Source organism: Saccharopolyspora antibiotica (genome assembly GCF_047200635.1).
Taxonomy (GTDB): domain Bacteria; phylum Actinomycetota; class Actinomycetes; order Mycobacteriales; family Pseudonocardiaceae; genus Saccharopolyspora_C.
The window spans coordinates 291,685-304,787 of the sequence record NZ_JBJZOI010000002.1 but is presented as its reverse complement, the minus strand read 5'-3'; the positions used below and the strand labels follow the sequence as shown (position 1 = coordinate 304,787).

Here is a 13,103-nt window from a genome sequence, read left to right as displayed (position 1 = left end):
GGAGCGGATCGACGAGCACCTCGTTGCCGGACGAACTCATGGGACTCCTTCCACGCGGGGAGGAACAGCAGGGGAGAACGCGAGGGGAACACGAACCGGCCGAGCCGGCCGCCCGAGTTGAGATCCAACTGAAATATCAGAGAGCTTTCAGGCTAGCAGCGGTGATCGCGTGGTCAAGGGGGTCGACCGGGCGAACCTCCGAACAGGATTCGAGCCTCGCCGAACCGGATCCCCACCCGGTCGGCGGGAGTTGCGGAACGGGTGTTGACCCCCGGCCGACCGGCTGCTTACTCTGCCGTTCACTTGATATATCAGTCTGGTTCCCGGTGTTCCCCGCTCGCGCCGATCCGAAACCGACACGGGCCGGCACCGTTCCCCTCCCCCAGCGCACCCGACGGCCCGACGCCCGCACCACCTGAGCTCAGGGGCGCCGCCCGCCCTCCGAACCCGCTCGTGCCCACCGCGGAACCGCCCGCTCCCCGGCGGTCCCCGGACGCACCGCGGCGACTCCGTCCCGAACCGCCGTCCTCGCAGCGGTCGCGCAGGCCGCCCGTTAGGAGACCAGCATGAGCACGCCCCCACGTGTCGTCATCATCGGAGCCGGGATCGTCGGCACGAACCTGGCCGACGAGCTCACCGAACGCGGCTGGAACCGGATCACCGTCCTCGACCAGGGACCGCTGCCGTTGACCGGCGGCTCCTCCTCGCACGCGCCGGGCCTCGTCTACCAGACCGGGCCGTCCAAGACGATGACCGCGTTCGCGACCTACACGACGACCAAGCTGCGGGGTCTCGACGTGGACGGGGCGTGGTGCTTCAACCCGGTCGGCGGCCTGGAGGTCGCCACCACCCCGGAGCGGCTCGCCGACCTGCACCGCAAGCAGGGCTGGGCGACCTCCTGGGGCGTGCCCGGCGAGGTCGTGGGCCCCGAGGAGTGCGTCAAGCTGCACCCGCTGCTGGACCAGGACCGCGTCCTCGGCGGGTTCCACACCCCCACCGACGGGCTCGCCAACGCCTCCCGCGCGGTCGTCGCGCTGGCCCGCCGCGCCCAGGCGCGCGGGGCCGAATTCCTCGGCGACACCGAGGTCCTCGGCATCGAGCAGCAGGGCGGCCGGGTCACCGGGGTGCGCACCGACCGGGGCGAGATCCCCGCCGACCTCGTGGTGTCCTGCGCCGGTTTCTGGGGCCAGGCGATCGGCGACATGGTCGGGATGACCGTGCCGCTGCTGCCGCTGGCGCACCAGTACGTCCGGACGGATCCGCTGCCGGAGCTGGCCGGGCGCAACGACGAGCGGATCGAGGCGCGGCTGCCGATCCTGCGCCACCAGGACCAGGACCTGTACTACCGGGAGCACAACGACCGCCTCGGCATCGGTTCCTACGCCCACCGCCCGATCCCCGTCGGCCTCGACGAGCTGCCCTCGGGCGACGGGGCGCCGACCGAGGCGGCGATGCCCTCGATGCTGGAGTTCACCCCGGAGGACTTCGCCGCCTCCTGGGAGCACGCGCGGCGGCTGCTGCCCGCGCTGCGCTCCGCCCGGGTGGACAGCGGGTTCAACGGCGTCTTCTCGTTCACGCCCGACGGCGGCCCGCTCATCGGCGAATCCCCCGACGTGGCCGGGTTCTGGATCGCCGAGGCGGTGTGGGTGACCCACTCCTCCGGAGTGGCCAGGGCGGTGGCCCAGCTGCTCGTGGACGGGCGCAGCGAGATCGAGCTGCACGGCTGCGACGTGCACCGCTTCGACGAGATCGAGACGACCCCGCGGCACGTGGCCGAGACCTCCCGGCAGAACTTCGTCGAGATCTACGACGTCAAGCACCCGCTGCAACCGAAGTTCTCCCCCCGGGACCTGCGGGTGAGCCCGTTCCACGCGCGGCAGCGCGAGCTCGGCGCCTTCTTCCTGGAGTCCCACGGGTGGGAGCGCCCGCACTGGTACGAGGCGAACGCGCCGCTGGTCAAGCGACTCCCGGCGGAGTGGCAACCGCCCGGCCGCGACTCCTGGTCGGCGATGTACCACTCCCCGATCGCCGCCGTGGAGGCGTGGAAGACGCGCACCGCCGTCGCGCTCTACGACATGACCCCGCTCAAGCGGCTGGAGGTCAGCGGGCCCGGCTCGCTGGAATTCCTGGACCGGCTCACCACCGGGAAGATGGACAAGTCCGTCGGTGCGGTCACCTACACGCTGCTGCTGGACCGGGCCGGGGGCGTGCGCAGCGACCTCACCGTGGCTCGGCTCGGCGAACAGCTGTTCCAGATCGGCGCCAACGGCAACCTCGATCTCGACCACCTGCGCCGGAACCTGCCGGCGGAGGGCGGTGTGCGGGTCCGCGACATCACCGGCGGCACCTGCTGCGTCGGGGTGTGGGGCCCGCTGGCCCGCGACCTGGTGCAGCCGCTGAGCGAGGACGACTTCTCCCACGAGGGCCTGAAGTTCTTCCGCTGCGCGCGGGCGCACATCGCGGGCATCCCGGTGCTGGCGATGCGGGTGTCCTACGTGGGCGAGCTGGGCTGGGAGATCTACACCAGCGCTGAGCACGGGCAGCGGCTCTGGGACGTGCTGTTCGAGGCGGGCCGCGACCTCGGCGCGGTGGCCGCCGGGCGGGCGGCGTTCAACAGCCTCCGGTTGGAGAAGGGCTATCGCGCCTGGGGCGCGGACATGACGACCGAGCACAACCCGCACGAGGCGGGCGTCGGCTTCGCGGTGCGGGCCAACAAGGGCGACTTCGTCGGCAAGGAAGCGCTCGCCGGGATCGACGCCGCCTCGGTGTCGCGGCGGCTGTCCTGCCTCACCATCGACGACGGGCGCAGCGTCGTGCTCGGCTCCGAGCCGGTGTTCTGGGAGGGGGAACCGGTCGGCTACATCACCTCGGCGGCGTTCTCGCACACCCTCGGCATCCCGATCGCCTACGCCTGGCTGCCCGCCGGCGCCGAGGTCGGGACCTCGGTGGAGATCCAGTACTTCGACCGGCGGGTCCGCGCGACCGTCGCCGCCGAGCCCCTGGTGGACCCGGAGATGACCCGCATCCGCCGCTGACGGCCCGTCCCTCGCGCGGGGGCGGCGGAGCCGCGACGGGGGCGCCGCCGACAGGACGCGGGAGCGCCAGGACGAAGATCGAACACGGGCGATGAGCGGCCCATCCGGGGCCCGCTCCCCCACGTCCGACCACGGAGGAACCACCAGTGCGCACGGATCCCATCGAGACCTTCCTGCACGACCTGGCGTCCCGGCGGCCCGCGCCGGGCGGTGGTGCCACCGCCGCGCTGCACGCCGCCCAGGGCGCCGCGCTGCTGGCGATGGTCGCCCGCTACAGCGACGGAGCGAAGTACGCCGCGCACGCCACCGAGATCACCGAGGTGCGCGACGACGCCGACGGGCTGCGCGCCGAGGCGCTGGGACTCGCCGAGCAGGACGCCGCCGCGTTCGGCGCGGTCGGCGCGGCCTACGCGCTGCCGAAGGGCACCGAGCGGGAGCAGTCGGACCGCTCCCGGGCCATCGCCGACGCCCTCGCCGGGGCGGGGCAGGTGCCCGCCCTGGTCGTGGAGGTCGCGGCCCGGGTCGTCGGACTCGCCGAGCGGCTGCGCCCGATCGGCAACCCGAACGTCGTCACCGACGTCGCGGCGGCCGCCGACGCCGCCCGCGCCGCCCTCTCGACCTCGCGGGTCCACGTCGAGGTGAACCTGCCCGGCATCACCGATCCCGCCCTCCGCGACGAGCTGCGCGCCGCCGCCGACCGCACCGACGATCTCCTGCACCGAGCCGATCAGATCACCACCGCCGTCCGGGAGCAGATCCAGCGATGACCACTTCCCCCACCACCGCACCGGAGACCGCCGTCCTGGACGGCACCGCCCTGGCCCGCGCGCTGCGCGCCGAGGTCACCGCCTCCGCCGCCGCGCTGGCGACCACCGGCATCACACCCCGGCTGGCCGTCGTGGTCGCCACCGACGACGGGTCCAGCGCCTGGTACGTCCGCTCCATCGCCGGCAGCGCCGCGCGGTGCGGCGTGACCTGCGACGTCGAAGATCTCGGCGCCGGGGCGGCGCCCGAGCGGATCCGCGCCGCCCTGGAGCGGCTCAGCGCAGACCCGGCGGTGCACGGCATCGTGCTGCAGACCCCGCTGCCGCCGGGCGCGGACTTCGACGACCTCGCCCGCTCCATCCACCCGGACAAGGACGTCGACGGCGCCAACCCGCTCTCGCTGGGCAACCTCGCGGCGGGGCGCCCGGCGCACCCGCCCGCCACCGCCGCGGCGGTGCTGGAACTGCTCGACCACCACGGCGTCGAGCTCGCGGGCCGGGACTGCGCGGTGGTCGGGCGCTCCACCGTCGTCGGCAAGCCCGTCGCGCACCTGCTGCTGCGCCGGAACGCGACGGTGACGATCTGCCACCGGCACACCGCCGACCTGGCCCGCCACACCCGCGCGGCCGAGGTGCTGGTGGTCGCGGTCGGGCGTCCCGGGCTCATCACCGACAGGCACGTGGCGGCGGGCTGCACCGTCGTCGACGTGGGCACCAACCCGACCCCGGATGGGGGGCTCGTCGGGGACGTGGACGCGGCCGCCGTGACGGGGCGGGTCGCGGGGCTGACCCCGGTGCCCGGCGGGGTCGGCCCGGTCACCACGGCGCTGCTGCTGCGCCACACCACCAGCGCCGCCGGAGCCGCGGCCCGCCGGCCGACCTGATCGCCGGAGCATCACCGCGCGGGCGACGATCCCGTCCCGCGGCACCGGAACCAGTTGGGAGCGCACATGACCCTCTCGGTGTTCGACCTGTTCAAGGTGGGGATCGGCCCGTCCAGCTCGCACACGGTCGGGCCGATGCGCGCCGCGCACCTGTTCGTCGCGCGGTTGCGCGCGGGCGGGCTGCTCGGGCGCACCGCCGCCGTGCGCTGCGAGCTGTTCGGCTCGCTGGGCGCCACCGGGCACGGGCACGGCAGCGTTCCCGCGGTGGTGCTCGGGTTGCTGGGCGAGCAGCCGCACCTGGTCGATCCGGTGCGGGCCGAGCCCGAGGTGCGCGCGGTCCGGGAGCAGGGCCGGATCAGCCTGGGCGGCGAGCGCGAGATCGCCTTCAGCGCGGATCGGGACGTGGTGCTGCACCGCACCCGCCGGTTGGACTTCCACAGCAACGGCATGGTGTTCGAGTCCTTCGGGGAGGACGGCGCTCGCCTGGACCGGCGGGAGTACTACTCGGTCGGCGGGGGTTTCGTGCTCGACGAGGACGAGGCGGGCCGCCCGGTGCTCGTCGAGGACGGCACCGCGGTCGCGCACCCGTTCCGCACCGGTGCCGACCTGCTCGCCCGCACCCGCGAGACCGGGGCCCGGATCAGCGATCTGATGCTCGCCAACGAGCGCTCCTGGCGCCCCGAGCAGGAGACCCGGGACGGGTTGCTGCACATCTGGGCGGTGATGCGGGAGTGCGTCGAGGCGGGCTCCCGCGCACGCGGTGTGCTTCCCGGCGGCCTGCGGGTCCGCCGCCGCGCCGCCGAGCTGCGCGACCGGCTGGCGTCCGGGGTGGACGAGCCGGACGCGCTGCACGGGGTCGAGTGGGTGACGCTCTGGGCGTTGGCGGTGAACGAGGAGAACGCCGCGGGCGGGCGGGTCGTGACCGCCCCGACGAACGGCGCGGCCGGGATCGTGCCCGCCGTCCTGCACTACGCGCACCGCTTCCTGCCCGCCTTCACCCCCGACGCGGCCGTGCGGTTCCTGCTCACCGCGGGTGCGATCGGCGTGCTGTTCAAGGAGAACGCCTCGATCTCCGGGGCCGAGGTGGGCTGCCAGGGCGAGGTCGGCTCGGCCTGCTCGATGGCCGCCGCCGGGCTCGCGGAGGTCCTCGGCGGCAGCCCGGAGCAGGTGGAGAACGCCGCCGAGATCGGCATCGAGCACAACCTCGGGCTCACCTGCGATCCGGTGGGCGGGCTGGTGCAGATCCCGTGCATCGAGCGCAACGCCGTCGCCTCGGTCAAGGCGATCACGGCGGCCCGGATGGCGCTGCGCGGCGACGGCAGGCACCACGTGTCGCTGGACAAGGCCATCAAGACGATGCGCGAGACCGGCGCGGACATGAAGGACAAGTACAAGGAGACCGCCCGGGGCGGTCTGGCCCTGAACGTCGTGGAGTGCTGACGGTTCGCGGACCGGCGCGGCGTGCCCGGGGGTGCCGGTGGTGCCGCCCCGCCGCCGGCATCGCCACGGCCGACGAGTTCGACGAGAGGTGCAGGCAATGACAGGTTCGTTCACGCTCACCTTGAGCTGCCCCAACCGGAGCGGGATCGTGCACGCGGTGAGCAGCTTCCTGCTCCGGCGCGGGTGCGACATCAGCGAGTACCGGCAGTTCGACGACCCGGTGCGGGAGAGGCTGTTCCTCCGCGCCCAGGCCTCCACCGGCCGGGAGGCCGACGTCGCCGGGCTCGCCGGGGACTTCGAGGCCGTGGCGGCGGACTTCGAGATGAGCTACTCGTTCGCCCCGGACCGCCCGGCGCGGATCCTGGTGATGGTCTCGAAGCTCGGCCACTGCCTGAACGACCTGCTGTTCCGCTGGCGGGCGGGCAGCCTCAGCGCGGACATCGTGGCCGTGGTGTCCAACCACGAGGACCTTCGCCCGATGGCCGAGGCCGCCGGGTTGCCGTTCGTGCACATCCCGGTCACCCCGGCGACCAAGCCGGCGGCGGAGGCCCGGCTGCTGCGGGTCGTGGAGGAGCACGACGCCGAGCTGGTGGTGCTGGCCCGCTACATGCAGGTGCTCTCGGATCAGACGTGCAAGGCCCTGGAGGGCCGCGCGATCAACATCCACCACTCGTTCCTGCCCGGCTTCAAGGGCGCGAAGCCCTACCACCAGGCGTACTCGCGCGGCGTGAAGCTGGTCGGCGCCACCGCGCACTACGTCACCCCGGACCTGGACGAGGGGCCGATCATCGAGCAGGAGGTGATCCGGATCGACCACACCCACGATCCGAAGGCGCTGCAAACCGTCGGGCGGGACGCCGAGGCGCTGGCGCTGTCCCGCGCGGTGCGCTGGCACTGCGAACGCCGCGTGCTGCCCAACGGGCACAGCACCGTGGTGTTCACCTGACCGCCCTCGGACCTGCCCGCGCGGGGCGTCGGCGGCGGTGCCGGTCGCTCGACCCGGTCTCCGCTCGGCAGCTCCGCCGCCGGCCGGACGACGATCGAGAACCGTTGGGCCCGCGTGCGACGAGCTCCGAGCCCGGAACGGTCTTGACAGCCGGCTCCGCCGCGCGATCCCATTTCCAGTAGCGCATCACGCACCCCGTTGCCGATCGTGCAACGGGATCCTCCTCCCCGTCCGACCGCCCGCGATGCTCCGCGGGCGGCGGCGAGTTCCGCAGATCCCGTCCCCTGCCACGAGAGACTTCCACGAGCGAGGAGCACTGCCATGACGACCGGCGAGCTTTCCCCCACCTCCGTCGACGGTCCGGCGCTTCCGGCGAGCCTGCGCGAGACGCTCCCGGGGCACTACTACACCGACACCTCGATCTTCCGCGCCGAGCAGGAATCGATCTTCGAGGCGGGCTGGTTCTGCGCGGTGCTGGCCGCGGACCTCGCCCGGCCCGGGCAGTACGAAACCGTCCAGATCGGCCGGGAGAGCGTCCTGGTGACCCGGGGCCGCGACGGCGGGACGCGGGCCTACCTCAACGTCTGCCGGCACCGGGGGGCGCGGCTGTGCACCGAGGAGAAGGGCGAGGTGCGGCGCTCCTTCCAATGCCCCTACCACGCCTGGACCTACGGGCTGGACGGCAAGCTCATCGCCGCCCCGAACCTCAACGCCATGCAGGACATCGACCGCGTGGAGTACGGGCTGCGCACCGTGCACGTGCGGGAGTGGCTGGGCTACGTGTGGCTGTGCCTGGCCGACGAACCGCCGTCGTTCGAGGAGACCGTCATCGGGGACGTCAGCGAGCGGCTCGGCACCCCGGACGCGATCGTCGGTTACCAGGTGGCGGACCTGAAGCTGGGCAGGCGCGTCGAGTACGACGTCAAGGCGAACTGGAAGCAGATCGTCGAGAACTTCATGGAGTGCTACCACTGCGCGACGATCCACCCCGAGCTCACCGAGGTGCTGCCGGAGTTCGCCGACGGCCTGGCCGCGCAGTACTACGTCGGCCACGGCGCGGAGTTCGGCGAGGAGGTGCAGGGCTTCACCGTGGACGGTTCGGCGGGGCTGGAGCGGATCCCCGGGGTGGGCGAGGAGCAGGACCGGCGCTACTACGCCATCACGGTGCGCCCCCAGGTGTTCATCAACCTGGTGCCCGACCACGTGGTGTTCCACCGGATGTTCCCGGTGGCGGCCGACCGGACGATCGTGCGCTGCGACTGGCTGTACCTGCCGGAGGTGGTGGACTCCGGCGCCGACATCGACCGCTCGGTGGAGCTGTTCCACCGGGTCAACCAGCAGGACTTCGACGCCTGCGAGCGGTGCCAGCTCGCGATGGACTCGCGCTCCTACCGCCGCGGTGGCGTGCTGGTCCCCAGCGAGCACCACATCGGCGAGTTCCACGACTGGGTCCGGCAGCGGGTGGGCTGACCGCCCGGCCGCGGACCGGCTGCCGCGGGCGGCGGGCGGCGGGTGGCGGAACCTCGGCGGCTTCCTCGCGGGCTCGATCTCGCACGTCCGCCGACGCGGGCGACATCGCCGCCCTCGCGAGGAAGCCGCCGCGCAGGGATGCCGGTCGCGCCGACCGGTCGGGCGCGGCGCTGACAGCACGACCGCCCCAGGACGAGTGCGACGGCGATCAGACCCGCGCGGAGTCTCCGCGCGGGATCCTCGTCGTGCCCGGACCTACTGGTGCGGGCTCTCCAGGGGAACACCGTCCGGCGACAGCGGCGGGGGTGGGAGCTCGGCGCTGGAGGTCAGCGGGGCCGCTCCCTCCAGCGGGCGCCCGGCCTGCTCGGTGAGGAAGCAGGTGCTGATCATGCCGATGATCCCGGCCGCGATGAGGAAGTAGCCCGCCCAGTCCAGGTTGCCGGTCGCGGTGGTGGTGGCCTCGATGATGGTCGGGGCCGTGCCCGCGAACAGCGAGACCGCCAGGTTGAACACCACCGCCAGGCTGCTGTAGCGGATCATCGTGGGGAACAGCGCGGGCAGCGTGGAGGGCGAGACGGCCGCGAAGCACACCAGCGAGCCACCCATGATCGTCAGTCCGGCGAGCTGGCCGAGCAGGCCCTCCCGCAGCAACCAGATCGCGGGCAGCCCGAGCAGGACCAGCGAGGTGCTTCCGGCCAGCAGCACGGGTTTCCGGCCCACGCGGTCGCTGAGCCTGCCCACGGGCACGATCACGCAGAGCATCGCCAGCATCACCACGACCTGCAGCGCGGTGGCCAGGCCGGCGCTGGTGCCGCTCTCCCCGTAGCGCGGCAGCGTGCCGGTGAGGTAGGTCGGGATGTAGTTGGTCAGCACGTAGTTCGTCACGTTCCACGCCACGACCACGCCCGCCGCCACCAGGGCCGCCGACCGGTAGCGGCTCAGCACGATCTGCAACGCGCGCCGGGAGGACATCGTGGACAGCGCCGGGGAGCGCTCCATCAGCTGCCGGAACGCCGGGGTGTCCTCCAGCTTGAGCCGCAGGTAGATGCCGGTGATGCCCAGCGGCGCCGCGAGCAGGAACGGGATCCGCCAGCCCCAGGTCTCCAGGTCCTGCGCGGGCAGCACGCCGATCACCGTCCAGCAGACCCCGGCACCGACGGTGTAACCGGCCAGCGTGCCGAACTCCAGCCAGCTGCCGAAGAAACCGCGCCGCCGGTCCGGGGCGTACTCGGCGACCAGCGTCAACGCCCCGGTGTACTCGCCACCGGCGGAGAAGCCCTGCAGCAGCCGGACGAACAGCACCAGCGCCGGAGCGGCGGCGCCGATCGCGCCGTAGTCCGGGATGAATCCGAGCAGCACGGTGGCCACGGCCATCAGCAGCACCGTGGCGGCGAGGACCTTGGTGCGGCCGAAGCGGTCGCCGAGCCGCCCGAACACCAGCCCGCCCAGCGGTCGCATCAGGAACGCGGCGGCGAAGGCGGCCAGCGTGTAGGCCCCGGCCCACTCGCCTCCCTCGGGGAAGAAGACCCGGTCCAGCACGACGGCGGCCAGGTAGGAGTAGATGCCGAAGTCGTACCACTCGGCGACGTTGCCCACGGCCGCGGCGGCGACCGCGCGGCGGACGGTGCGCTCCTCCTCCACGACGGGTGGCGCGACCCCGCGCCACGGCCGCTTCGAGCGATCGGTCATCGGTCCCCCCGATGGGGATGCGGCAGCGCCGCGATGCGGTTCCCGCAGCCTCCAAAGCTCCGCTACCAGGCGCGATGGTTGATATATCTGTGCACGATAAGACGTGGTCCGGGGAAGGTCAACAGGCTCGGGAGCGCCCGCTCGGCGGTCCCACGAACAGCCCAACGGCGAGCCGAGGACCCCGTCCCGGAACGCGTTCCCGGTTACGTCACGTCACGTCGCCGTGAACTCTCCTGCCTTCGGCGTCGTCCACTCGTCCCGTTGGTCGTGAAGCGGAATTTCATCGTTGACGACCACGGGGGCGGGCCGCATTCTGTCGGTTGCGCATTGCAGTACGGGTTCCGCGATCTGCAACAGGAGGGTCTTCATGATCTTTGTGGGTGCCTTGGCCGACATCCCGATCGGGGAGTCGATCCGAGTAGACGGCGAAGTGGCCATCGCGGTGTTCAACGTGGACGGCGAGCTCTTCGCGATCGACGACACCTGCACGCACCAGGACGCATCTCTCTCGGACGGATGGCTGGAGGGCTGCGCGGTGGAGTGCCCGCTGCACGCGGCCTGCTTCGACCTGCGGACCGGCCGCCCCAGCGGGCCTCCCGCCAAGAAGGCCGTCCGGACCCACGCCGTCACCGTCGAGGACGGGCTGGTCTACGTCCACGAGGCGAGCACGGTCCAGGCCGGACCCGTGGCCGCGGAGGTGAGCTGATGCGCAGCGTCACCGTGGTCGGGGCCTCGCTGGCCGGGCTCACCGCCGTCCGGGCGCTGCGCGAGCGCGGCTTCGCGGGCCGGATCGCCGTGGTCGGCGACGAGCAGCACGCCCCCTACGACCGCCCGCCGCTGTCCAAGGAGTTCCTCGCCGGGAGTTCCTCCGAGGACGACCTGGCGCTGGGCGAACCGACCGATTCCGAGCTGGAGGCCGACTGGTACCTCGGTCGCGCGGCGACCGCGCTGGACACCGCGGACCGCGCGGTCGTGCTGGAGGACGGGGAGCGGATTCCCTCCGACGGCGTCGTGCTCGCCACCGGCGCCCGCGCGAGGGCGCTCTCGGACCCGGTACCGGAGGGCGTGCACACCCTGCGGACGCTGGACGACGCGCGGGCGCTGCGCAAGGAGCTCGTGCCGGGAGCGCGGCTGGTGGTGATCGGCGCGGGATTCATCGGCGCCGAGATCGCCTCCACCGCCGTCGGGCTCGGCGTCGAGGTGGACGTCGTCGAGGTGGCCCCGGTCCCGCTGCAACGGGCGCTCGGGCCCGAGCTCGGCGAGGTCTGCGGGAGGCTGCACGAGCGGCACGGCGTGCGGCTGCACCTGGGCACCGGGATCGACGAGCTGGCTGGAGATCCGCGGGTCACGGCGGTCCGGCTGACCGACGGCCGGGAGCTGCCGGCGGACGTGGTCGTGGTCGGCATCGGCGCGCGGCCCAACGTGGAGTGGCTCGCGGATTCCGGTGTCCAGCTGGACAACGGCGTGCGCACCGACTCGGCGGGCCGGACCGGGGTTCCCGGGGTGGTGGCGGTCGGCGACTGCGCCAACTCCTTCCGGGACTACACCGCCGAACCGCTGCGGATGGAGCACTGGACCAACGCCCTGCAACAGCCCGCGGCGGCGGTCGCCGCCCTGCTCGGGCAGGAGCACTCGGCTCCGGCGCACCACGCGGTGCCGTACTTCTGGTCCGACCAGTACGGCCACCGGATCCAGTTCGCCGGGCACCGCACGCCGGACTGCACCGTGCAGGTCGAGGAAGGCGACCTGGAATCCGGCGATTTCCTCGCCCTCTACGTCGATCGCGCGGGCTCGCCCGTGGGGGTGCTCGGCGTGGACCGGGCCCGCTCGTTCGGCCGGTGGCGGAGACAGCTCGCCAAGCGGCTCTGACAGGTCACACCCCGCCGGACCCCGGTCCGGCGGAAGTCCACATCGGACCAACAGGGCACCGGGACCGCCGTGGAGCCGTCGGACTCCACGGCACCGGATCGGATCAGACCACCGAGCGGATCGCCCGCTCGAAGTCGATCACGTGCTCCCGGGCCAGCTCCTCGGCCTTCTCGGCCTCTCGCGCGCCGATCGCGCGCAGCAGCGCGGAGTGCTCGACCACGTGGTGATCGAACTGGGTCAGGCGCTCCAGGAACAGGCAGTAGATCCGGGTCGCCAGGTTGTCGTAGCGCACCAGGGTGTCCTCCAGGTGCGGATTGCCCGCGGCCCGGTAGACCGCGCGGTGGACGTGCAGGTCCCAGCGCATCAGCTCGTCGCGGCTCAGCTCGTTCACGTCGAGCTCGTCGAGCAGGTCGGCCAGCTCCACCAGCTCCGCCAGGGCCCCCGCGCCCGCCGTCTCCGCGGCCCGCCGCGCCGCGACCGGCTCCAGCCGGACCCGCAGCTCCGAGATGTAGGCCAGGTCGGTGATGTCCACGGCGGTGGCGAAGGTGCCGCGCCGCGGGTAGGCCACCACGAGCCGGTCGATCTCCAGGCGCTTGAGCGCCTCGCGGACGGGGGTGCGCCCCACGTCGAGGGACTTCGCCAGCGCCACGTCGTCGATCGCCGTCATCGGCGGGATGTCCAGCATGATCAGCCGGTCGCGGATCTCCGCGTAGGCCTTGTCGGCCAGCGACGTGTACACCGGCTCGCTGTCGATCGCAGGATGCATCAGCGGCTCCGACCTCACGAGCAACGGTTTTCGTTCGCACTGTTCAGAGCTGACACATTAGCACCACATCAGTCGTACGCCTGCCCCGCGTGCGCCGCACCGCGACCGTCGCGGACCTGGAATCCCTGCTCAGGAGGCCCGGTTCGGCGGTCAGCCGCCGAACCGCGGCGGACGGCGGCGGGGACGCGACCGCGCGACGGACGCCATCGCCACCACCGGTCACCTCGCGTTCCGGGCAGG

At 72.8% G+C, this 13,103-nt stretch carries 11 protein-coding genes; 8 read left to right on the top strand and 3 right to left on the bottom strand.

The window, feature by feature from the left end:
* The first annotated feature begins 566 nt into the window (after positions 1–566).
* From ACL03H_RS02260 to ACL03H_RS02235, 6 genes are all read left to right on the top strand, one after another.
* Positions 567–3,035, top strand: a complete 2,469-nt coding sequence (locus tag ACL03H_RS02260; RefSeq protein ID WP_412809338.1) for a GcvT family protein — start codon at positions 567–569, stop codon at positions 3,033–3,035.
* Positions 3,036–3,181: 146 nt separating this feature from the next.
* On the top strand, positions 3,182–3,802 hold the full coding sequence (locus tag ACL03H_RS02255; RefSeq protein WP_412809337.1) for a cyclodeaminase/cyclohydrolase family protein: 621 nt from the start codon (positions 3,182–3,184) through the stop codon (positions 3,800–3,802).
* Positions 3,799–4,683: a bifunctional 5,10-methylenetetrahydrofolate dehydrogenase/5,10-methenyltetrahydrofolate cyclohydrolase gene (locus tag ACL03H_RS02250; RefSeq protein WP_412809336.1), complete on the top strand. Its 885-nt coding sequence runs from the start codon at positions 3,799–3,801 to the stop codon at positions 4,681–4,683. The genes ACL03H_RS02255 and ACL03H_RS02250 overlap by 4 nt, the downstream gene beginning before the upstream one ends.
* 66 nt (positions 4,684–4,749) lie before the next feature.
* Positions 4,750–6,123 carry an L-serine ammonia-lyase gene (locus ACL03H_RS02245; protein ID WP_412809335.1) on the top strand — a complete coding sequence of 458 codons (1,374 nt, stop codon included), beginning with the start codon at positions 4,750–4,752 and terminating at the stop codon, positions 6,121–6,123.
* A 97-nt stretch (positions 6,124–6,220) separates the two neighbouring features.
* Positions 6,221–7,069 (top strand): formyltetrahydrofolate deformylase, encoded by an 849-nt coding sequence (gene purU, locus ACL03H_RS02240; RefSeq protein WP_412809334.1) that lies wholly within the window; start codon positions 6,221–6,223, stop codon positions 7,067–7,069.
* A 321-nt stretch (positions 7,070–7,390) separates the two neighbouring features.
* Positions 7,391–8,539: an aromatic ring-hydroxylating oxygenase subunit alpha gene (locus ACL03H_RS02235; protein ID WP_412809333.1), complete on the top strand. Its 1,149-nt coding sequence runs from the start codon at positions 7,391–7,393 to the stop codon at positions 8,537–8,539.
* 255 nt (positions 8,540–8,794) lie between these two features.
* Here ACL03H_RS02235 and ACL03H_RS02230 read toward each other — a convergent pair whose 3' ends face one another.
* Entirely contained in the window at positions 8,795–10,228 is a 1,434-nt protein-coding gene (locus ACL03H_RS02230; RefSeq protein WP_412809332.1) for an MFS transporter, read from the bottom strand.
* 213 nt (positions 10,229–10,441) lie between these two features.
* A complete protein-coding gene (locus ACL03H_RS02225; RefSeq protein ID WP_412809331.1) occupies positions 10,442–10,597 on the bottom strand; it encodes a hypothetical protein in 156 nt (51 codons plus the stop codon).
* Between ACL03H_RS02225 and ACL03H_RS02220 the strand changes: the two genes are divergently transcribed.
* Together ACL03H_RS02220 and ACL03H_RS02215 are read left to right on the top strand one after the other, a co-directional pair.
* Entirely contained in the window at positions 10,596–10,934 is a 339-nt protein-coding gene (locus ACL03H_RS02220; protein ID WP_412809330.1) for a bifunctional 3-phenylpropionate/cinnamic acid dioxygenase ferredoxin subunit, read from the top strand. The genes ACL03H_RS02225 and ACL03H_RS02220 overlap by 2 nt on opposite strands.
* Positions 10,934–12,097 (top strand): NAD(P)/FAD-dependent oxidoreductase, encoded by a 1,164-nt coding sequence (locus tag ACL03H_RS02215; protein ID WP_412809329.1) that lies wholly within the window; start codon positions 10,934–10,936, stop codon positions 12,095–12,097. The genes ACL03H_RS02220 and ACL03H_RS02215 overlap by 1 nt, the downstream gene beginning before the upstream one ends.
* A gap of 103 nt (positions 12,098–12,200) precedes the next feature.
* Here ACL03H_RS02215 and ACL03H_RS02210 read toward each other — a convergent pair whose 3' ends face one another.
* Positions 12,201–12,863, bottom strand: a complete 663-nt coding sequence (locus ACL03H_RS02210) for a GntR family transcriptional regulator (RefSeq protein WP_412809328.1) — start codon at positions 12,861–12,863, stop codon at positions 12,201–12,203.
* Positions 12,864–13,103 lie beyond the last annotated feature (240 nt).